Genomic DNA, 21,381 nt, shown 5'->3' on the forward strand with positions numbered 1-21,381 from the left:
TACTCCTATTCTGCTAATTTTTCTATAGATTCACTATATATAGCAACCGCTGTATATAAATTTTCTAATTTGATTCCTTCATCTCTTTGATGACACGCACCAACAAAGAGATCTTCTTCTACTTTCTGGTTCGGAAATTCAGGCCCAAATGCAACGAAGTTTGAAAACTTCTTCGCATACGTTCCACCACCAATGGTCATGTTTGGTGTAAAGTCATCATGACTATATTTACGATACACACTAGAAAGTGTCGTTACCAAATGGGAATTTGGATCTACAAACAATGGGTTTGCCTTACGTAAAACTTCCACTTGCAATGGATAATTTAAAGCTTTTGCGTGTTGTACAATGCTTGCTTCTATCGCATCTACATCCGCATCGTTAGGATAACGTATATCGACTATAATTTCACTTTGTTTATCACTTATATTCACAACCCCAGTATTCATGGTTAAAAACCCCATATATGCTCCATCCATCGCAATACCTAAAGATTTCCCCATCCAATCATGCAACATTTCATAGGTATGTTTCGCAAATGTATCCTGATATGCATGTCCAACAAAATTCAATATGTGAAGGGCTGCATTTACGCCTAGATATGGAGTTGCCCCATGAGCAGAAACACCCTCTATATGACAAACAACTTCACCATCCACTGTTTCCATATACCCTTGTAACCCATGACTCTTTAAATAGAAGTCGAACAGTTCCAGCAATTCACTCGCTTCCTTTTTCAAGATTGCGCTTGCTTTTCCAATCACAACATTAGGTCGCTCTCCTGCATGCATTTCCTTAATTATAGTTTCAGAACTTCCTTGATAATGTACATGCAAACCACCTTTTTCTCCATAAATAACTGGAAAATCCGCATCTGGTGTAAATCCAAGAGTTGGTACTTGTGCGTGTTTTACATAATACTCCATACACTCCATTCCAGTTTCTTCATCACATCCCAATATCAACATAACTTTTTTATTTAGCTTTATTTGTTGATCACGAAGCATCTTCAATGCATAAAAACCTGCCATAGCAGGTCCTTTATCATCCAAAGTACCTCGTCCAAACATATACCCTTTTTCAATTTCTCCACCAAAAGGATCCCTTGTCCAACCATCTTCTATGGGTACAATATCAAGGTGCGCTAACACACCAACACTTTCTTCACCTTCCCCATATTCAATGACTCCAGCATAACCATCAATATCACGCACAACAAAACCATCTCTTTCACCAAGTGAAAGCATATAATCCAAAGCTTCTCTACATCCTTTACCAAAAGGCGCATTCTTTGTTGCTGTGGTATCATCCCGTTGAGAATCTATCGCAATAAGTCCTTTTAAATCCTTTATAAATGCATCTTCATAAGATACGAAATTTTTCATCCAATCCATACGTATTCACCTCTGCTATATTTTATCATAAACCCTATCATTTACCTAAAGTATTTTCCTTAAATTTTTCATAAGAAAAGCAACCAGATGAACTCTGATTGCTTCTGTATTACTCAGCTGTTTCTTCTTTTGTTTCTGTTTTTACTTCTTCTTTTTTCTCAGGCTTAGGCAACAATGCTTTCGCGCTTACATTCACACGTCCACGATCATCGATTTCCATAACCTTAACTTTTATAACATCGCCGATTTTCAATACATCTTCTACTTTTTCAACACGATCATTGTTGATCTTAGAAATATGTAATAAACCATCCGTTCCAGGGAACAAGTTTACAAATGCGCCGAATTTTTCGATACGAACAACTTTACCTTCATAGATATCGCCAACTTTCGCAACTTTTACGATGTTTTTAATGATATCTGCAGCTTTGTTAATAGATGCACGATCCATATGGTAAATAACAACGTGTCCATCATCTTCGATGTCAATTTTAACTTCATTACAATCTTCGATGATTTTGTTAATTACTTTACCATTTGTTCCAATAACTTCACGAATCTTATCTGGATCGATATAGAATTGTTCAATCTTAGGTGCGTATGTACCTACATCTTCTCTTGGCGCAGGAATTGTCGCAAGCATATTTTCAAGAATTTGTTCACGAGCAGATTTTGCTTGTGTCAATGCCTCTTTAAATATATCTTCTGTAATTCCAGTTACCTTAATATCCATCTGTAATGCCGTAATACCCTCTGTAGTTCCAGCCACTTTAAAGTCCATGTCTCCAAAATGATCTTCCATACCTTGGATATCCGTTAATACAGTATATTTATTGTTTGTTTCATCCATGATTAGACCCATTGCTATACCCGCTACTGGAGCTTTGATAGGAACACCCGCGGCCATCAAAGACATTGTGCCTGCACAGATGGAAGCTTGTGAAGAAGAACCGTTAGATTCTGTAACTTCAGCTACTGTACGAATGGTATATGGGAATACTTCCGCACTTGGCAACACTTGTGCTAATGCACGTTCACCTAATGCCCCATGACCAACTTCACGACGTCCTGGATTTCCCATACGTCCTGTTTCTCCAACAGAATATGGTGGGAAATTGTAGTGATGCATGAAACGTTTTGTATCTACTTCTGTAACATCATCAATGATTTGATGATCGTTCATTGGTCCTAATGTAGTTACACTTAAAACCTGAGTTTCTCCACGTGTAAACAAGGCACTACCATGAACGCGTGGTAAAATATCGATTTGAGAATCCAAAGGACGGATTTCATCAATCTTACGTCCATCTGGACGGATTTTATCTTCAATAATTAAACGACGCACTTCATCTGCCTCAATACTATGACAAATTTCTTTTACTTGTTTTAAAGTTTTATTTTTTGTAGCGTCATCTTCATATGTTTTTGCGTCGAACATAGCAACTGCTTGTTCTGTGATTTCATCGATTTTACCATAACGTTCCAATTTCTTTTCAATAGAAACTGCTTCACGCATTGGTTTTTCGAAGTTTGCACGTACTTCCGCATCAATTTCTTCACTTACTGTATACAGTTTTACTTCCATTTTTTCTTTACCAACTGCTGCTGCGATTTCCTCTTGGAATGCAACCAACTGTTTGATATGTTCATGTCCGAACATAATCGCACCTAACATCGCTTCTTCGCTCACTTCTTTAGCGCCAGCTTCTACCATGTTTACTGCATATTTTGTTCCAGCCACAGTTAAATGAATGTCACTGTTTTCTAATTCATCAGGAGTAGGATTGATGACATATTCGCCATTGATTCTACCAACGATAACACCTGCGATTGGTCCATTGAATGGAATATCAGATACACAAAGCGCCAAAGATGCCCCAAACATTGCGGTCATTTCTGTTGAACGATCTTGATCTACAGATAATACTGTATTCACAACTTGTACTTCATTACGGAATCCATCCGCAAATAAAGGACGAATTGGACGGTCAATCATACGTGATGTCAATGTCGCATGTTCACTTGGTCTTCCTTCTCTTCTTAAAAATCCTCCAGGGATTTTTCCTACGGAATACAACTTTTCTTCAAATGTTACTGTTAATGGAAAGAAATCTAATCCTTCCTTTGCTTGTTTGCTGGCAGTTGCTGCGGATAATACAACGGTATCATCATAACGCACTAAAACAGACCCTCCAGCCTGCTTTGCAATCTCTCCAGTTTCTACTGTGATCCCACGACCACAGAATTCTAAACGAAATTCTTGTTTAGCCACACTATTCACCTCTTATTTTCTTAGTCTAGGACATCATATCATATTTTGAAACCCAATAAAAGAAAAAAAGCTCTTTTCGAGCTTTTCTACCTTATTTTCTTAATCCTAAACGTTCAATCAATGTTTTGTAACGATCTAAGTCTTTGTCTTTTAAGTAAGCCAATAAGTTTCTACGACGTCCAACCATTTTCATTAGACCACGTTGTGAATGATAATCATGTTTGTGTTCTTTGAAATGTTCTGTTAACTGGTTAATACGAGCTGTTAATACTGCAACCTGTACTTCTGGAGAACCTGTATCTCCTTCGAAACGTGCGAAATCTTTCATAATTTGAGTCTTTTCTGATTTTAATAACATTTTTCTTTCCTCCTGTTATCGATATGTTCTATACTGAGTAAACCGCCGAGGAAGCAAGTAAACCAAGTGTAAAACCTCAATCATAATACCATATCCACACTCTCTTGACAAGCATTTTTACAATCAAAGCTTATTCTTTTGGTAATCCAAATGTACCTCTGTATTGTTCAATGCCTAACATACTTGCTAAATCCATTGCCCATTCGCGATATTTCCAAGCAACTGAAGTCAAAATATGATCACTTCGGATACATACCAAAGAAGTATCTTCCATACATTCGTACGCATCTTTCATAAGTGGCATATCTTCTATTGTGATATCTTCTTCCAAGAGCCCCTCGCGTGGACAACCACACATAAACGGACGATTTTTTACTAACCCCGCTTTAATGAGTATCATAGGACCAGCAGAAATCGCAGCAATCACTTTCTTCTTACGGTCAAACCCCTGTAGTAACGCATGTACAAGCTTGATATCTGAAAATGGAAACATCTCACTTCCAACTCCTGTTAATAAAATGGCATCAAATTCATCCACGCACAGTTGCTCTAAGGTATATTCCGCCACACACAACATTCCTTCTTCACTACGATAAGCCTTCTTCTCTTCTCCAAAAATTTGCACTGGTATGGATTGTAATGCAAAATTTTCAAGTGCTGCGCTCAACTCAAACATACAAAAGGCATCATAAATTAAAACTGCAATCTTCATAAGAAATCCTCCTAATATTATAAAAAAAACTTCTATGCGTGCCTACATCAAAAGACGATCATAAAAGTTGTATAGGAATATATGAAAAATAGTTATGAAAATAACGTTATGAACAATCTATTGAAATAAGCATCCTACTGCCTACATATGAAATACAATAGATTATTTGCTCACGTCACATCACCTCTTACTTCTAGTGTATCATATCAATCTAAAAAATCAACTAAGATATCATTCAACAATAACATTCCTTGCTTACTTGTTTTAAGATACCCATCAGAAAGTATTAAAAGCCCTGCTTTCACATGTTTATCTACCGCATCTTTGTAACACTTACAAATACTCTCTTGGAATTGAAGTTCAAACTCAGATAAACTTACACCATCTTTCATGCGTAATCCCATCATTATCGTTTCAAACATCTCATCCTCTTTCTCTAATTCTATATAGGTTGGACTTTCTCCAAAGTCAAAGTAGGTTTGTAAGTTTTTCGTATTGTCATAACGGCGATGTTCACACTTCCCACTCGCCCCACATCCAACGCCTACAAAATCCTCATAGTTCCAATACATTTGATTGTGTTTGGAACGTTTTCCTTCTTTCGCAAAATTGCTGATTTCATAATGCTCGAACCCATGTTCTTCTAATATCTGAATTGCATATTCAAACATATCAGCTTCCAAAGTCTCATCTGCACTTTGCACATGATTTCTTCCAAACTCAGAGTGTTCTTCAATCGTTAAAGAGTACAAAGAAATGTGTTGGATATCAAAATTCGTGACGATATCTAGTAAATCATCCTTCCATTCTTGCATTGTTTGTCCAGGTAGTCCATAAATTAAATCAATTGAAACATTATGAATTCCACAACTATGTATCCTATCCAATTTGTGCAACACATCTTCTCTACTATGTGCCCTACGAATACACTCTAATAGTTTTGGTTGTAAGGTTTGAACACCTAATGAAATGCGATTAACCCCGTAAGACTTCATGATTTCTAATTTTTGATCGCTTAAAGACTCTACATTGGCCTCCATAGTATATTCTAAAACTGTTTTTGTATAAGGAGCTACATAGGAAAGTAAGCGTTCTAATTGTTCTTCACTTAATGCGCTTGGTGTTCCTCCACCAATATACATGGTTTCTAATCTTGTCCCTTTTAATTTCTCATCCAGCTCTTGATGCACACGAAAAAGCCATTTATCACACAGACCAGCATGATAACGGCATCTTGTAAAATCACAATAACTGCAGATATCTCTGCAGAATGGGACATGGATATAGCATGCTTTCATGAAATACCTCTCTAAACTAAATTATATAATTTTAAACGTTCACTCATATATAATATGATTTGCGAATTGGTAGGCTTATTGTTGTAGATACATACTTTTTCTGGTTGTGTACGATATGCATAGTTCACTGCTGTACGTATCGATTTTTCTACTCTTGAGGATGTTGTCTCATGAATTTTAGCACATTCTGCGTACACATCCCCTATCATCAAACGTTTTCCTGGAAAACGTTGAAACACAATCATAGAACATGTCCTTAAATATTCATAACCATCCAAGTGCATGGGAATACCTAAATCTTGTAGAACTTTACTTGCAAAAGAGTCTAAATTCCAATAGGAACTCTCTTCTATTTTCTTATTCTTTTGATCCCGTCTCAACATCTCAATCATTTGTTTGCTTGAATATGGTTCCACTAAGAAGTTTTTGATATCATATTGTAATAGTAAATGAATAGTATTGGTATTCAACTCTTTAAACAAAACCAAAACATTCATACTATGAAAACAATCATGTTCAAATAATTTTGATAAAAATGCTGCACTCGCTATATAATCCTCATGAAATTGGAATATTAAAACATCAATTTCCAACTCCATCAATTTCGAGATACTTTCACCAACAACAGTAGAAATCCCTAATATTTGAATTTCTCTTTGTGAATTTGCATACTCCAGCAGGTCTTTGATCAGTTCATAATCATGAACACATACATACACTTTTTTCATAATGTTTTTTGACATGCACCTCTACACTTTTTCATGCCTTATTCCCCCTCTTTAACTTCCAATATAGTAAACGAACTTTTTCCCCGTTTTCCGTTTTCTATACCAGCCCAATTCTACAAGTTTATCCATTGAACTACGTCCAGTTTCATAACATACATTCGCAAAGAGTAGATATTGTTGGATATCATAATAATGATTCTGTTTACGATGTGCTAAATAAAATCGGATTTGTTCTTCATGCAGTTGTGGATAACATTCTTTTAGTTCTTCAAAAGACAAGTTACTACGTTCTTGTTTTTTGCTACTGTTTAATAATACCATTCCTTCACAGATTTTCAACAACATTTGATCAAGGAACCGTAAAAAATGATAAGTTACATCAATTTGAGGTTCTAATCTTACATCTACCTCGTCATTGTCTGGAAAATAATGAAACAAATGAAGCAAATTTTCTTTCATCAAGTACAAGTAAAGAATCTCCCTATTGGTACTTGGAAACTTTATCATACATAAAAACGCAACAAGTGTAAAAGGGACATCCAAAGAAAACAACATTTCTACATCTTCAACGGATGGAACACGCAACAAGGTACAAGCCACTTGTATCCATTCTTGCATATCAATTTGTTCAATCGTATCCAGTTGATGTCGCAACATATCCCAAATAGGATTATGTTCTTCTTCAACTTTGTTTGTATCTCGTATATTTACTTGATGAAGTTTTTGTTCTGTCTTCAAAATTTTAAACACAACACTTCTACACAAAATCACATGGCAATTAACTTTAGGTATCACAAATAAAAACCGATTGCGATATGCTTCGATTTCATCCCATATTACATTACCAATATGACTACCAAGTTCATTTATGATATCTTGTTTCTGCGCATAGCATTCTTCACAATAACGTTCTATTACTTCCATTTTATCACCGTTTTTTAGTATAGCATAAGAACTTAACAATCCTTGTATTTTAGACAAAACAAGACCTAATACTACAAGAAGATACACATCCTATATAAAAAAAAGAATCTTCAAAAGATTCTTCTCTTATTTATCATCTTCATCCATAGATAATACTGCCATAAATGCTTCCTGTGGCACTTCTACACTTCCTACAGATTTCATACGCTTCTTTCCTTCTTTTTGTTTCTCAAGAAGTTTTTTCTTACGTGAGATATCTCCACCATAACACTTCGCTAATACATTTTTACGAAGGGATTTGATATCTGATCTTGCGACAATTTTCCCATTAATTGCGGCTTGAATAGGAATTTCAAATTGTTGTCTTGGAATCAATTTCTTTAACTTCTCACAAATTGCACGTCCTCTTGGATATGCAAAATCACGGTGAACAATAGAAGAAAGAGCATCGACCACTTCTCCGTTTAATAAGATATCCATCTTAGCAAGTTTATTTACTTGATAACCAATCAATTCATAATCCAAAGAAGCATACCCTTTGGTACATGATTTTAATCGATCAAAGAAATCAAATACAATTTCTCCTAAAGGAAGTTCATAAATAACATTCATTCGATTATCATCGATATACACCATATCTTTATAATTCCCACGTTTTCTTTGACACAATTCCATAATCGCACCAACATATTCATTTGGTGTCATAATATTCGCTTTCACAAATGGTTCTTCAATACGTTCTACTTTTTGTACATCCGGCATTAAGCTAGGGTTTTCAATATGTTTCATTTCCCCATCACTCATATGCACGTGATAGACAACAGAAGGAGCTGTCGCAATCAAATCAATGCGATATTCACGCTCAATTCTTTCTTGTACTACATCCATATGTAACAACCCTAAAAATCCACAACGAAATCCAAACCCAAGAGCTTGCGATGTCTCGGCTTCAAACTGTAATGATGCATCATTAAGTTGTAGTTTCTCTAAAGCATCACGTAAATCATTATATTTATTAGAATCAATTGGATACAACCCACAATATACCATTGGATTCATTTCACGATATCCAATCAATGGCGCATCTGCAGGATTTGAAGCACTTGTAATCGTATCTCCCACACGTACATCTTTAATGGATTTGATAGAAGCACATACCCATCCTACTTCTCCACACTCCAGTACATCCTTCTTTACTTCTTTAGGATTACGTATCCCTAGTTCTAATACTTCATATTCCGCTTCACTTGCCATGAAGTGAATCTTATCTCCAACTCTAATGGTTCCCTCTTTTACACGAACATATGCTACAACACCACGATACGCATCGTACAATGAATCAAACACAAGCGCTTGTAATGGCGCATCTGGATTTCCACTAGGTGCTGGAATTTGTTTTACAACTGCTTCCAATACATCGCGTACATTTAATCCGTTCTTTGCGGATATCAAAGGACACCCTTCCGCATCTAAGCCAATTACATCTTCAATTTCTTTACGCACCACTTCAGGTTGTGCACTTGGAAGATCAATCTTATTGATAACTGGCAAGATCTCCAAATCATTATCCAACGCCAAATATACATTCGCCAATGTTTGCGCTTCAATCCCTTGCGCCGCATCCACAACCAAAACAGCCCCTTCACAAGCCGCAAGTGAACGAGACACTTCATACGTGAAATCGACATGGCCTGGTGTATCGATTAAATGGAAAATATAATGTTGTCCATCTAAGGCTGTATATTTCAACTGAACTGCATTCAGTTTGATAGTAATTCCTCTTTCACGTTCCAAATCCATACTATCTAACAGTTGTTCTTTCATATCCCTTTGTTCAACTGTATCCGTGATTTCAAGAATACGATCAGCTAAAGTAGATTTCCCATGATCAATATGGGCTATGATAGAAAAATTTCGTATATATTTTTGATCCATATTCTTCACACTCCTCATAACCATAACATTATAACAGAAGAAAATCTCCCCAACAATAGGCAAATGAAATTTGTTTCTTGACTTATTAATTATCCAGTGCTAAAGTTTATTTGAAAAGATTGAGAGAGCTTTCTTTTCAAAAAAAAGGAACGTCCCATTAGGGTGCGTTCCTTTTTGCATTTCTTATGCTTTTTCTTCAGAATTTAAGAACTTCCAAACGATTGCCGCAATAGCAGCTCCAACTAATGGTGCTAAAATAAACACCCAAACCTGAGCTAATGCTTCTCCACCAGCTAATAAAGCAGGCCCTAAGCTTCTTGCAGGGTTTACAGATGTTCCAGTGAATGGAATACCTAAAATATGAATCAAGGTTAATGTTAACCCAATAACTAATCCCGTTGTAGAAGCATTTTCGCTTTTACTAGTAACTCCAAGAATTGCTAGAATAAAAGTAAATGTTAATACAATTTCTACTACGAAGGCTACCATCATTTCCGTATTTAATGCACTAGCAGCTCCAAATCCATTGGTTCCTAATGAAGCATTTGAACCAAAGAAGAAACATAACAAGCCAGCACCAGCAATACCACCAAGTACTTGCGCAACAACATAACCAACGAAATCTTTGGCATCTAGTTTTTTAGAAATAAACATTGCCAAAGATACTGCAGGGTTGATATGACATCCAGAAATATTCCCAATAGAATACGCCATTGCGACAATGGATAAACCAAATGCAAATGCAATCAATAACGTTGATAATGCCAAAGGCACCTCCGTACCAATTTTTGAAACTAGAGTATTGGCAGCCACTGCACTACCACAACCAAATGTGACCAAAACAGAAGTACCAATAAATTCAGCTACATATTTTTTCATACATAATCCTCTTTCTTTCTATTCATCATGTATCATGACGAAAACAATATAGCACACAATTTCACATAAATGTAAAATTCTTAAAAAAAAGATCTTTCACAAGATCCTTTACTTAAAACATTTCCCTACCATTGCTTTCCCCGCTCCATTAAAGAACGATTTGGCATCACTTTTCGCTTTCCCTTCCATCTGTATTTCATCTACTATAATAATTCCTTGCTTTGCTCCAATTGCAAAGCCATTCTCTTGATACCCTAATACTTCCCCTGCCTTTTGCATATTATCATCTTTTATCATTCGTACTTTATGAAATTTGACTTTTTTTCCATCCATAAGCGCATATCCACATGGCGTTGGTATTAAACCACGGATATGATTGTATACATCTTGTACATCCCTATGGAAATCGATCCATTCCTCTTCTTTTTGAATGGTATATGCAAAACTTGCCTGCTCTTCATCTTGTTCCACAAACACTGCACTTCCATCTATAATCAAAGGGATACTTTCAGACAATAAAGCAGCTCCAGCAACTGCTAGTTTCTCATATAGAGAGCCCATTGTATCCTCTTGTTCGATTTTCACACGACATTGAGACATTACGGCACCAGCATCCATTTTCGCTACCATGCGCATAATGGATACTCCACTTTCCATATCGCCATTGATAATTGCTTTATGAATAGGAGCGCCTCCTCTTAACTTAGGTAATAAGGATGCATGTACATTGACACTTCCAAAGGTAGGCATTTGTAAAAGTACATCTGGAATAAATTGTCCATACGCACACGTCACAATTAAATCTACATCCAACTTCATAAGCATTTGATAATCATCTCTAATTTTTATTGGTTGATACACTGGTATGTTATGTTCAAGGGCAACTTGTTTTACTGGAGACATTTGATATTCTTGTTTACGACCAACACGTTTATCTGGTTGTGTAACCACTCCAATTACTTCATATTCATCCTTCATCAATTGCTCAAACATAGAAACTGCAATCTCAGGAGTACCCATAAATAATATTTTGATTGACATTTCACTCACCTCAGCAAAAATTATAACATGTTTTTGTCAGAAAGGTGCGCTAATTTATAATTCCATCAAAGACTTCAGAAAAGGTCACCACAGTTCCTTTAATCGCATCTACCACAAACTCACTGCTTTTCTTTGCCAATTTCCCTGCAGCATTATCTTCGATATCATTTAATGTCCCACTATTTCTTTGGGTGTTGATTTCCTTTTGTAAGGCAATATCATCTTCAAATTGATCCACTTGTTTCTTTAGGTCATCTTGTGTAGGCGAATCATCCTTATGAAGCATATACGAACCAATTGAAACAAGCAAACAAATTAATAATGCATCCGCTAAAAATCTTTTCATAAGTATCCCTCCTAGTTTAAAAGATCATGGATTCCATCCGCAATATATCCAAGGGTATTGCTCACTTCTTCAAACGTATTTACATCCCCACCAACTTCCATAAGCACAACATTTTCATGGACTTCTTGATTATAAAACGCCTCTCTTGTCATCACTGACCTCATTATACCATTCAACTTCGTGTTCATAATGTCAGTTAATGTCGTTGAAGTTTTGGAAACATGTTCCGCATTTTTGCCAAGTCCTCCCACCACCATCATAGCAGTCGCATATTGTTTTCCGTTCGCTTCGATATAACTAGCGGATCGTGGAATGCTATCACGATGCAAATCGATGCATAAATCAAATCCGCCATAATTCACCAATGCATCATTCAAATATTTATAAGAAACAACATAGGACTTATTATAATCCAATCCTAAAGAATCTCTATATTTCACAAAATCATTCGTTTCTAAAATCACTTTAAAACCTTTATCTTCAAGATGCTTTGCTAGAATGGCGCCTGCATCTAGTACTGTTTTACCACCTTCATACCCTTCTTCTTGATGCGTGTTATAAATATATATTTTCTTTTGGTTCGTCGTCGTATCGCTATTGTTATCCTTCTCCGGTGTGTGCGTTGGTGGTGTAGGGACAACGGGTGGATTATCTTGCGTTGTTTCTACCTCGATATCTTCTTTTGGGATAGTCAAATTAGAATTATAAGATAACACATTTAAATGATCTTTCAAAGAAATACTTTGATCCATGGTTTTTTGATGATAAACAAGTGAGTTCAACCAATCCTTCGAGCTTACAAAGGTGCTTTTTAAACCATTCATAAAAGGTGTTAAACAAAGGAACAAAAAAATTACACATACTTTTATTATAATTTTTACTGATGATTTCAAAAAAACACCTCCCTTTTCCATCGTATGAAAAGGAAGGCTAATTCATTCTTATGACTACATTACAAAAATCGACATTAGAGGTTTTCGTAATCTGGATGAAGGAAATAATTCAGGCTTTCTGAAACAATATAAATCAAGTGTTTTAATTCATCATCCATTGTTTTTGGTGTTACTACAAGATCTAAATGCTTTGCATCATACAACAAATCCAATACCCCTTCTTCTTGTATGTCACTTTCTTGTAATGCTTCTTTGATAATTGCCCCAACACTTGTGACAGTGGCAACTCCAATGGCAATCACAGGAACATGCAACGTTTTTTCATCTAGTGAACGACGATGATTTCCCACACCACTTCCTGGTTGAATTCCAGTATTGTTAATTTGAACAACACGATTGATTCTTCCAATATTTCGCGTAGCCAATGCATCGACCGCAATAATTAAATCTGGTTGAAACTGCGACGCAACACTTTCTATTATGCGACTAGATTCCAATCCTGTTTGTCCCATAACTCCAGGCTGTAACACCGCAACATTACGTGTTCCTTTTAATGTTTCATGATCTTCATTTTCATACAGATGTGCTGTAACTAGTATTTCATTTGCAACTCCTGGTCCTAGTGCATCAGAAGTAATAAAACGATTTCCTAGTCCAACAATCAATATTTTTTGAAGATTGATGTTCATATGATCTACCAATTCATGAAGACTTTCATCAATCGCTTCAATCATATGTAACCTTGCGCTATGATCATTCAAATTTTTACATTCAATGGATACATAGTCACCTTTGCTCTTATGAAGCTCGTTTTCTTCTTGTAGGACTTTAATATAATTACTTTTCACAAAATCATTTTGCTTTTCGATATGTTCAAATGTCTGTGAACGTACATCTTGCGTGATAAATTCATCCGCAAAATCGGAACGAATCTGATATTTATTCATCATTCTTTAACACCTCTTCCATAGTATGGATTTTTTTATAGTTATTATTGCTTTTTTAAAATGTTTTTGCTATAATTTAAAGGCAATTGAAAATTAGGAGGTGCGATATGCCACAGATCCAATCACAGAAGAAACGTGTAAAAACTAATAACAAAAGAAATTTGGTTGTAAGTGCTCAGAAGTCTTCATTAAAAACTGCTATCAAAGCTGTACTTACTGCTGTTGAAGCAAAAGATGCCGCTGCTGCTGCCACTGCCTTAAACAACGCAAATTCTAAATTAGATAAAGCAGTTGCTAAGGGTATTCACCACAGAAACTACGCTACAAGACAGAAATCACGTTTAGCGAAAGCTGTTAACGCGTTAGCTGCTTAATAAGCAATAAAGAAACAGGACGTTGTTCTGCTTTTTTTATACCCACTCAAACAAAAACAAGCACGGTAATATTCGTGCTTGTTTTTTTAAAATAATCTAGTAATATCATTCCATGTCGCAAACAACATGATGCCTACTAACAAAACCAATCCTGCCATCATAACAGCATTTTGAACTTTTTCATTTAGTTTTCTTCCAATCACTGCTTCAATGAGAAGAATGAAGATACGTCCTCCATCCAAAATTGGAATTGGCAATAAATTAAATATTCCGACATTCACAGATAATAAACCTGTTAAAGCCACAATAGATAAGAATCCTTCTTTCGCAACATCTGCAGTTACCTTAAAGATTCCAACAGGTCCACTTAAGTTATTTAAGCCGATACCTTGTATCAATTTACCCAATGCCTCAAAAATCATAGAAACACTTGATACCATTTTTTCCGTACCATAAGGTATAGACTCGAATAATGTAATATCTTTTACAGTATAACTATTAGGATCTTGTAGTACACCCATCATATATTGATTGGTTTCTTTATCTAGATATGGAGTAAGCTTAAGTTCCACTTGTTTTTCATTACGTTCAACTGTGAAGGTCATTTCACCTTGATAATACACCAAGAATTTTGTGACATCACTCCAACTCTCAGGTGTTTCTATTTCATCTCCTTGTTGGATTTTAATGATTCGATCGCCTTCTTTGAATCCTGCTTTTTCAGCAGGTTTCCCTTCACTAACACCAGCTACTACTGGTTGTCCAGGAACAGATACTTGTCCTTGATAAGCAGTGATCCCAACAAATATCACCCATGCAAGTACCACATTCATAAATGCGCCAGCAGCCATTACAACAATTTGTTTCCAACGCTTGATACCATTAAGGGTACGTTCATAAGGAATATTTAATTCTTCATCATATTCCGTACTATCTTCACCTGCCATCGCAACAAAGCCACCAATTGGCAATGCACGTAGCGACCAAGCAGTCTCTCCTATTTGTCGTTGCCACAACACAGGTCCCATACCAATTGAGAACTCTTTACAGTATACTCCAAAACGTTTTGCGGCAATTAAATGTCCTAATTCATGAACAATAATAATGGCGCTCATAATCAATACAAATACTATAATACTTATCACATTACCCATACTTATTTAAAACCTCCTTTTGATGCTTCTTTTACATATTCCCTCGCATTGCGATCACTTTCAATCAAATCATCCAAAGTAGGATTTTCTATAAAAGTTGCTTGTTCTACCGCTTCTATTACATATTTTTCAATATCTAAAAATGCAATTTTTTCTTGTAGGAACAAAGAAACCGCCATTTCATCAGCACCATTCATTACAGCACCCAGATTACCACCTTTTCTACCTACATGATATGCTAATTTCAACAAAGGATAGAACTCAAAATCAGGTTTTTCAAAATGCAACGTTGCATAATCACTAAAATTGAACGGTGTAGCATCATACATCGTTAGACGTTGTGGATAAGAAAGCGCATATTGAATCGGCAATCTCATATCTGCTGTTCCTAGTTGTGCAATAATCGCATGATCACGATATTGTACCATAGAATGAATGACACTTTCGCGATGTATTAACACATCAATATCATCGTAATCAATGTCAAACAAATAATGTGCTTCCATTACTTCAAATCCTTTATTCATCATCGTAGCACTGTCAATGGTAATACGGCCTCCCATATTCCAGTTTGGATGTGCCAAAGCTGCCTTAACAGAGACATTCTTCAAATCACTACGTTTCATATCTCGAAAGGAACCACCACTTGCAGTTACTATCAATTTATCAATCTCATGATGCGCATTTCCTTGTAAACATTGAAATATTGCGGAATGCTCCGAATCAATTGGATAAAGTGAAACTTGGTGTTTTTTTAGCGCTTCTTTTACCAACACTCCACCTGCTACTAAGCTTTCCTTATTTGCTAAAGCCACGCATTTATCATGTTCAATTGCCGTTAAAGTTGGAACTAGACCACGAAACCCTACAATCGCATTCACAAAAATATCATAGTCCTTCAAAGAAGCAAGTTCTTTTAACCCTTCTTCTCCAAAATAAAATTCAATATCTTGGTATCGATTTTGTAACTGTTCCATATCTTCTTTATCAGCCACACAAATGTGCTTTACATGAGGCATTCTTTTGATCAATTCATGAAGCATATCTATATTATGTCCAATACTGAACGCAATAATTTTAAATTCATCACAATGATGCTCAACTACATTTATAGTTTGTGTTCCAATAGAGCCACTTGCTCCTAATAATACTAAACGTTTCATAGAGATAACACCACCAATATCATATTAAAACATATAAAATTAAAGACTAAAGAATCTACACGATCCAATACACCACCATGTCCTGGTAACAAATCAGAAAAATCCTTTATATTGAAACTACGTTTGATAGAGCTAAATGCCAAATCTCCGATTTGTCCAGTCACACACATCAAACAACTTCCTAAAAGAATACTCATAACACTTAAATCAGGAATTAAGAAGTACGCAAAAGCAAAGGAAGCAATCGTTCCAATAAACCATCCTCCAATTGCACCTTCCCATGTTTTCTTAGGAGAAATGCGTTCATTAAGCTTATGTTTTCCAAGGAATCTCCCACAAAAATAAGCTCCTGTATCACATCCATAAGTAGCAATGATAATATACCATACCAACAATTTATTTGTTGTAAAGATATGGATAAATGCACTTGCTATTGCATAAAAAAACACAATATAGGCAATGCATAGAAACCCATCTTTCGCATGAAATTTCTGTGTAAACACAGGAATTGAAAGAAAGATTAAACAAGCAAATCCCAAAATAGGAAATAAAAGCTTTCCTTGAAAGTATAGCATTAGAAAGACAAATAGAATTGCTAGTGGCTTTGCATAGATTGGCCACTTTCCTTTGTTCTCGCTTAATCCTAACAATTCAATCCCACCGGCAATCACAATGAATGCCAATAAGACTTTAATGAGCCATCCCCCATACACCAAAGGAGGCACTACACAGGCAATTATTAAAAGTGCCGTAATAATCCTAGTCTTCATGTTACAACCCTCCAAAACGTCTGTTTCGTTTGTTAAACTCATCAATGGATGATTGTAATTCAGCTTCTGTAAAATCTGGCCAAGCAACAGGAGTAAATATAAGTTCTGCATACGCTAATTGCCATAACAAGAAATTACTAATACGTTCTTCCCCACTTGTACGAATCATCAAATCCAAAGTTGGCATATGAGAAGTCATCAAATATTGATCAAATTCTTTCTCGTCCAAATCATTTTCACGTTTGCCATCAAGAACCTCTTGTGCATACGTACGGGCTGCTATTGTAATCTCACGTTGAGAACCATAATTTACCGCTAAACACAAGATAAGTCCTGTATTCATTTTTGTTTTCTCAACAGCAGATTCAATTACATTTCTTACTTCATCTGGAAAACGTTCAATTTCTCCTAAAAATGTAACCTTGATATTATTCTTAATAAGTTCCGCTAGATATCTATTAAAAAATAGTTTCGGGAGTTTCAAAAGATAGCTTACTTCATCCTCAGGACGTTTCCAATTCTCTGTGGAAAAAGCATAGCATGTTAATGCTTCAACTCCTAAATTATTAGCTGCAATTGCAATGCGTCGAATATTCTCTGCACCTTGTTTATGTCCTGCTGTTCTAGGCAATCCTCGTTTCTTTGCCCAACGACCATTGCCATCCATGATGATTGCAATATGGCGAGGTATGACTCTATCTTCCATATATGAACGCCTCCTAATAAGCTATATTTTATATAATAACATTACTATTATACCATAATTTAACTTATGTTAAATAACATGCGTATAAAAAAAGAGGTATTTTATACACCTCTTCCTCATTGTCTTAAACTTTTAGAATCTCAGCAGATTTAGAAGCGACAGCATCATCAATTTTCTTACCATATTTATCGGTAATTTTTTGAATTTGATCTTGCATATCTTTACGATCATCTTCTGTTAATTCTTTATCTTTCTTCACTGCTTCATTTCCATCACGTCTTACATTACGAATCGCAATTTTTGCTTCTTCACCCATTTTATGAGCCTCTTTCGCAAGTTCTTTACGACGATCCTCTGTAAGAGTAGGCACATTCAAACGAATGCATTCTCCATCACTTTGTGGCACTAAACCAATATCAGACATTGCGATTGCACGTTCAATATCTTTTAAAGTTCCTTTATCATATGGAGTCACCATCAATTGGCGCCCTTCTACAACTTTGATTGCAGCCATTTGATTGATTGGTGTTGGACTTCCATAATATTCAAATGCAATATGTTCAAGAATAGCAGCATTTGCCATTCCTGTACGAATGGTTTTTAAATCTGTTTCAAGAACTTCAATTGCCTTGTCCATCTTATGTTGTACGGTTTCCATTACTTCCATGAATTATTTACCTCCCTTTGATATTACTGTTCCCGTAATATCTCCACTAACTGCCTTCAAAATATTACCATGTTCATTCATATTGAATACAACTAAATCAATATCATTATCCATACACATACTTGTAGCAGTTGTATCCATTACCGCAAGACCTTCTTGAATCAAATCCATATATGTGAGTGTATCATATTTCGTAGCTTCTGGATGAGTTTTTGGATCTGCATTATACACACCATCTACTCCATTTTTAGCCATCAAGATTACATCCGCATTGATTTCACTTGCACGAAGTGCAGCCGTTGTATCGGTTGAGAAATAAGGGTTTCCTGTTCCTGCCCCAAAGATTACAACACGTTTCTTTTCTAAATGACGATTTGCTCTACGAACAATGAATGGTTCCGCAACTTTCTGCATTTCTATCGCTGTTTGTACACGAGTAGGAACACCTTCTTGTTCCAACGCACTTTGTACAGCCAATGCATTGATAACTGTTGCTAGCATTCCCATATAGTCAGCTTGCACACGTTCAATACCCATCGTTTCAGCCATTTTCCCACGAATGAAGTTTCCTCCACCAACAACAATTGCCAAATCTACTCCTAATTCATGAACCTCTTTCAATTCTTTTGCTAAAGAAGCTAGAATTTTTGGATCAAATGAATTCCCTGGTGAAGATAATGCTTCACCACTTAACTTTAATAATACACGCTTATACATAGTCACGACCACCTTTTTTTATTTACTGTATATGCTACAGCCCTATCCTCTATATTATAAAGAAAAACCTATAAAAAAGGAAGAGTTAATGCAATTATTTTGTCATATAATGCTAGAAAAAAGGACACATAAGTGTCCTAGTTACCAAATGCTTGACTCATTACTTCTTCAGCAAAGTTATCTTCACGTTTTTCGATACCTTCACCTACTGCATAACGAACGAAAGAAACTACATCAGCACTGCTTTCTTTTAAGTACTGAGCAACTTTTTGATCAGGATTCAAGAAGAATTCCTGTTCAACAAGACATAAGTCTTTTAAGTTTTTAGAAACTTTTCCTTCAATGATACCAGCTAATACTTTTTCTGGTTTGTTCGCAAGTTTTTCATCGTTCTTAACGATTTCTACTTGAACTGCTCTTTCATGCTCAACAACTTCTTTTGGCATTTCATCACGGTTCACAAATTGAGGGTTCATACTAGCAACTTGCATTGCTAAGTCTTTTGCAACTTTTGCATCTTCTTTTCCTTTTAATACTACAAGTGCAGAAATTTTTCCACCCATGTGAATATAAGAACCGAAGAATTCATCATCTGCTTTTTCAACAACTGCGATACGACGAAGAGAAATTTTTTCTCCGATTGTAGCAGTTGCAGTTGTTACGATATCCGCAACGCTTGTTCCATCTACTGTACAAGCTAATGCAGCATCTAAATCTGCAGGTTTCTGAGTTAATAAAACATTCTGTACAGTATCTAATAAACCTAAGAACTGTTCGTTTTTAGCAACGAAGTCAGTTTCTGAGTTTACTTCAAATACAACACCGACGTTTCCATCAGTAGCCACGCGAGACAATCCTTCTGCAGCAATTCTATCGCTTTTTTTTGCAGCTTTCGCAATACCTTTTTCACGAAGCCAGTCGATTGACTTTTGCATATCTCCATCACATTCAGTCAATGCTTTTTTACAATCCATCATACCTGCGCCAGTTGTTTCGCGCAGTTCTTTTACTTGTTGTGCTGTAATCATGTATATATCCTCCTATTTCTTATTCTGCTGATTCTACTGCAGGAGTTGCTACAGGTGCAGCAGTTTCTTCATTTGTTTTTACTTCAGCAGCAGGTCTAACGTTTTCACGTTTTTGGTAAGGAGCTCTAGGACCGTTTCCACGAACTGGACGGTTTCCCATAGGACGACGGTTACGACGTTCTTCATTTCTCTGACGACGACGTCTTTCGTTTTCAGCGATTTGTTCTTCAACGTTAACGATAACATCTGCCATTGTAACATCTGTTTCATTTTCATCGATATTGTGAGCAACGCTTAATAATCCACCTTTTGCTTCAACGATAGCATCTGCCATCAATGTTGTGATCAATTTTACTGAACGAATAGCATCATCGTTAGATGCGATTGGGAAATCTACAGTTTCTGGATCACAGTTAGTATCTACCATTGCAAATACAGGAATACCTAATTTCTTAGCTTCTGCAACTGCATTGTGTTCTTCTTTTGGATCGATTACGAAGATTGCATTAGGCAATTTCTTCATTTCTTTGATACCACCAAGGAAGTTTTCAAGACGAGCTTTTTGTTTCTTAACTTGTGCAATTTCTTTCTTAGGGTATAAATCTAAAGTTCCGTTTGCTTCCATTTCTTCAATTTCAACCAAACGTTTTACACGTTTTTGAATTGTACGATAGTTTGTTAACAATCCGCCTAACCATCTCTGGTTAACGAAGAATGAACCTGAACGTAGTGCTTCTTCCACTACAACAGCTTGCGCTTGTTTTTTCGTACCAACGAACAATACTTTACCACCTTTTTCTGCGATATCTTTCATTGCAGCATAAGCAGTATCGATTTGTTCCATAGATTTTTCAAGATTGATGATATATACACCATTTCTTGAAGCGTAGATATTTGGTTTCATTTTAGGATTCCATCTACGTGTTTGATGTCCAAAGTGCACACCAGATTCCAATAATTTTCTCATTGTAACTACTGACATTTTAAAGTCCTCACTTTCCGTTACGCCTCCATCATTTCTAACAACAGCAACTTATCATCGACGCTTTCAACGCATCTAAAGCACGGGCTGATG

At 36.0% G+C, this 21,381-nt stretch carries 22 protein-coding genes; 1 reads left to right on the top strand and 21 read right to left on the bottom strand.

Features of this window, described 5'->3' with window-relative positions; translation table 11 throughout:
* Positions 1–5: 5 nt before the first annotated feature.
* The 13 genes from pepV to gpr all read right to left on the bottom strand — a co-directional run bounded on the left by pepV (position 6) and on the right by gpr (position 13,730).
* Entirely contained in the window at positions 6–1,394 is a 1,389-nt protein-coding gene (pepV, locus tag ACWG0P_RS09210) for a dipeptidase PepV (RefSeq protein ID WP_455801475.1), read from the bottom strand.
* Positions 1,395–1,503: 109 nt separating this feature from the next.
* A complete protein-coding gene (gene pnp / locus ACWG0P_RS09215; RefSeq protein WP_455792519.1) occupies positions 1,504–3,666 on the bottom strand; it encodes a polyribonucleotide nucleotidyltransferase in 2,163 nt (720 codons plus the stop codon).
* Positions 3,667–3,757: 91 nt separating this feature from the next.
* Entirely contained in the window at positions 3,758–4,024 is a 267-nt protein-coding gene (rpsO, locus tag ACWG0P_RS09220; protein WP_455801476.1) for a 30S ribosomal protein S15, read from the bottom strand.
* Between the two features lie 130 nt (positions 4,025–4,154).
* On the bottom strand, positions 4,155–4,736 hold the full coding sequence (locus ACWG0P_RS09225; RefSeq protein WP_455801477.1) for a DJ-1/PfpI family protein: 582 nt from the start codon (positions 4,734–4,736) through the stop codon (positions 4,155–4,157).
* A gap of 206 nt (positions 4,737–4,942) precedes the next feature.
* Entirely contained in the window at positions 4,943–6,034 is a 1,092-nt protein-coding gene (hemW, locus tag ACWG0P_RS09230; protein WP_455801478.1) for a radical SAM family heme chaperone HemW, read from the bottom strand.
* 11 nt (positions 6,035–6,045) lie between these two features.
* Positions 6,046–6,762, bottom strand: coding sequence for a sporulation initiation factor Spo0A C-terminal domain-containing protein (locus ACWG0P_RS09235; RefSeq protein ID WP_455792525.1), 717 nt, complete (start codon positions 6,760–6,762; stop codon positions 6,046–6,048).
* 51 nt (positions 6,763–6,813) lie between these two features.
* Positions 6,814–7,743, bottom strand: coding sequence for a hypothetical protein (locus tag ACWG0P_RS09240; RefSeq protein WP_455801479.1), 930 nt, complete (start codon positions 7,741–7,743; stop codon positions 6,814–6,816).
* Positions 7,744–7,812: 69 nt separating this feature from the next.
* Positions 7,813–9,621, bottom strand: coding sequence for a translation elongation factor 4 (gene lepA, locus ACWG0P_RS09245; protein WP_455792527.1), 1,809 nt, complete (start codon positions 9,619–9,621; stop codon positions 7,813–7,815).
* A 183-nt stretch (positions 9,622–9,804) separates the two neighbouring features.
* Positions 9,805–10,500 (bottom strand): MIP family channel protein, encoded by a 696-nt coding sequence (locus ACWG0P_RS09250; RefSeq protein ID WP_455791777.1) that lies wholly within the window; start codon positions 10,498–10,500, stop codon positions 9,805–9,807.
* Positions 10,501–10,608: 108 nt separating this feature from the next.
* Positions 10,609–11,541 carry a methionyl-tRNA formyltransferase gene (gene fmt / locus ACWG0P_RS09255; protein WP_455801480.1) on the bottom strand — a complete coding sequence of 311 codons (933 nt, stop codon included), beginning with the start codon at positions 11,539–11,541 and terminating at the stop codon, positions 10,609–10,611.
* Between the two features lie 49 nt (positions 11,542–11,590).
* The gene (locus ACWG0P_RS09260) at positions 11,591–11,887 is read right to left on the bottom strand and encodes a hypothetical protein (protein WP_455791781.1); all 297 of its coding nucleotides are present in this window, start codon (positions 11,885–11,887) and stop codon (positions 11,591–11,593) included.
* Positions 11,888–11,898: 11 nt separating this feature from the next.
* Entirely contained in the window at positions 11,899–12,780 is an 882-nt protein-coding gene (locus ACWG0P_RS09265) for a stage II sporulation protein P (protein ID WP_455801481.1), read from the bottom strand.
* Positions 12,781–12,854: 74 nt separating this feature from the next.
* The gene (gpr, locus tag ACWG0P_RS09270; RefSeq protein WP_455801482.1) at positions 12,855–13,730 is read right to left on the bottom strand and encodes a GPR endopeptidase; all 876 of its coding nucleotides are present in this window, start codon (positions 13,728–13,730) and stop codon (positions 12,855–12,857) included.
* A gap of 104 nt (positions 13,731–13,834) precedes the next feature.
* Between gpr and rpsT the strand changes: the two genes are divergently transcribed.
* Complete coding sequence (gene rpsT / locus ACWG0P_RS09275) at positions 13,835–14,101, top strand: 30S ribosomal protein S20 (RefSeq protein ID WP_455791786.1); 267 nt, start codon at positions 13,835–13,837, stop codon at positions 14,099–14,101.
* Positions 14,102–14,187: 86 nt separating this feature from the next.
* On the opposite strand, the gene rseP is transcribed toward rpsT, so the two are convergent.
* From rseP to rpsB, 8 genes are all read right to left on the bottom strand, one after another.
* Complete coding sequence (rseP, locus tag ACWG0P_RS09280; RefSeq protein WP_455801483.1) at positions 14,188–15,255, bottom strand: RIP metalloprotease RseP; 1,068 nt, start codon at positions 15,253–15,255, stop codon at positions 14,188–14,190.
* A 2-nt stretch (positions 15,256–15,257) separates the two neighbouring features.
* On the bottom strand, positions 15,258–16,418 hold the full coding sequence (locus ACWG0P_RS09285; protein ID WP_455801484.1) for a 1-deoxy-D-xylulose-5-phosphate reductoisomerase: 1,161 nt from the start codon (positions 16,416–16,418) through the stop codon (positions 15,258–15,260).
* Positions 16,415–17,188 (bottom strand): phosphatidate cytidylyltransferase, encoded by a 774-nt coding sequence (locus ACWG0P_RS09290; RefSeq protein ID WP_455791790.1) that lies wholly within the window; start codon positions 17,186–17,188, stop codon positions 16,415–16,417. The genes ACWG0P_RS09285 and ACWG0P_RS09290 overlap by 4 nt, the downstream gene beginning before the upstream one ends.
* 1 nt (position 17,189) lies before the next feature.
* The gene (locus ACWG0P_RS09295; RefSeq protein ID WP_455791792.1) at positions 17,190–17,894 is read right to left on the bottom strand and encodes an isoprenyl transferase; all 705 of its coding nucleotides are present in this window, start codon (positions 17,892–17,894) and stop codon (positions 17,190–17,192) included.
* Positions 17,895–18,018: 124 nt separating this feature from the next.
* On the bottom strand, positions 18,019–18,561 hold the full coding sequence (gene frr, locus ACWG0P_RS09300; RefSeq protein WP_455801485.1) for a ribosome recycling factor: 543 nt from the start codon (positions 18,559–18,561) through the stop codon (positions 18,019–18,021).
* 3 nt (positions 18,562–18,564) lie between these two features.
* Positions 18,565–19,278 carry a UMP kinase gene (gene pyrH, locus ACWG0P_RS09305; protein WP_455791796.1) on the bottom strand — a complete coding sequence of 238 codons (714 nt, stop codon included), beginning with the start codon at positions 19,276–19,278 and terminating at the stop codon, positions 18,565–18,567.
* Between the two features lie 137 nt (positions 19,279–19,415).
* Positions 19,416–20,306, bottom strand: a complete 891-nt coding sequence (tsf, locus tag ACWG0P_RS09310; protein WP_455801486.1) for a translation elongation factor Ts — start codon at positions 20,304–20,306, stop codon at positions 19,416–19,418.
* A gap of 19 nt (positions 20,307–20,325) precedes the next feature.
* Positions 20,326–21,288: a 30S ribosomal protein S2 gene (rpsB, locus tag ACWG0P_RS09315; RefSeq protein ID WP_455791799.1), complete on the bottom strand. Its 963-nt coding sequence runs from the start codon at positions 21,286–21,288 to the stop codon at positions 20,326–20,328.
* Positions 21,289–21,381 lie beyond the last annotated feature (93 nt).

The sequence above is a fragment of the Amedibacillus sp. YH-ame6 genome (assembly GCF_053848845.1).

What these genes read in the sequence shown, in the direction of transcription:
- pepV (WP_455801475.1), bottom strand. Translation starts at nt 1,394, where the DNA reads ATGGATTGGATGAAAAATTTCGTATCTTATGAAGATGCATTTATAAAG.
- rpsO (WP_455801476.1), bottom strand. Translation starts at nt 4,024, where the DNA reads ATGTTATTAAAATCAGAAAAGACTCAAATTATGAAAGATTTCGCACGT.
- ACWG0P_RS09225 (WP_455801477.1), bottom strand. Translation starts at nt 4,736, where the DNA reads ATGAAGATTGCAGTTTTAATTTATGATGCCTTTTGTATGTTTGAGTTG.
- hemW (WP_455801478.1), bottom strand. Translation starts at nt 6,034, where the DNA reads ATGAAAGCATGCTATATCCATGTCCCATTCTGCAGAGATATCTGCAGT.
- ACWG0P_RS09235 (WP_455792525.1), bottom strand. Translation starts at nt 6,762, where the DNA reads ATGAAAAAAGTGTATGTATGTGTTCATGATTATGAACTGATCAAAGAC.
- lepA (WP_455792527.1), bottom strand. Translation starts at nt 9,621, where the DNA reads ATGGATCAAAAATATATACGAAATTTTTCTATCATAGCCCATATTGAT.
- ACWG0P_RS09250 (WP_455791777.1), bottom strand. Translation starts at nt 10,500, where the DNA reads ATGAAAAAATATGTAGCTGAATTTATTGGTACTTCTGTTTTGGTCACA.
- fmt (WP_455801480.1), bottom strand. Translation starts at nt 11,541, where the DNA reads ATGTCAATCAAAATATTATTTATGGGTACTCCTGAGATTGCAGTTTCT.
- ACWG0P_RS09260 (WP_455791781.1), bottom strand. Translation starts at nt 11,887, where the DNA reads ATGAAAAGATTTTTAGCGGATGCATTATTAATTTGTTTGCTTGTTTCA.
- gpr (WP_455801482.1), bottom strand. Translation starts at nt 13,730, where the DNA reads ATGATGAATAAATATCAGATTCGTTCCGATTTTGCGGATGAATTTATC.
- rpsT (WP_455791786.1), top strand. Translation starts at nt 13,835, where the DNA reads ATGCCACAGATCCAATCACAGAAGAAACGTGTAAAAACTAATAACAAA.
- rseP (WP_455801483.1), bottom strand. Translation starts at nt 15,255, where the DNA reads ATGGGTAATGTGATAAGTATTATAGTATTTGTATTGATTATGAGCGCC.
- ACWG0P_RS09285 (WP_455801484.1), bottom strand. Translation starts at nt 16,418, where the DNA reads ATGAAACGTTTAGTATTATTAGGAGCAAGTGGCTCTATTGGAACACAA.
- ACWG0P_RS09290 (WP_455791790.1), bottom strand. Translation starts at nt 17,188, where the DNA reads ATGAAGACTAGGATTATTACGGCACTTTTAATAATTGCCTGTGTAGTG.
- ACWG0P_RS09295 (WP_455791792.1), bottom strand. Translation starts at nt 17,894, where the DNA reads ATGGAAGATAGAGTCATACCTCGCCATATTGCAATCATCATGGATGGC.
- frr (WP_455801485.1), bottom strand. Translation starts at nt 18,561, where the DNA reads ATGGAAGTAATGGAAACCGTACAACATAAGATGGACAAGGCAATTGAA.
- pyrH (WP_455791796.1), bottom strand. Translation starts at nt 19,278, where the DNA reads ATGTATAAGCGTGTATTATTAAAGTTAAGTGGTGAAGCATTATCTTCA.
- tsf (WP_455801486.1), bottom strand. Translation starts at nt 20,306, where the DNA reads ATGATTACAGCACAACAAGTAAAAGAACTGCGCGAAACAACTGGCGCA.
- rpsB (WP_455791799.1), bottom strand. Translation starts at nt 21,288, where the DNA reads ATGTCAGTAGTTACAATGAGAAAATTATTGGAATCTGGTGTGCACTTT.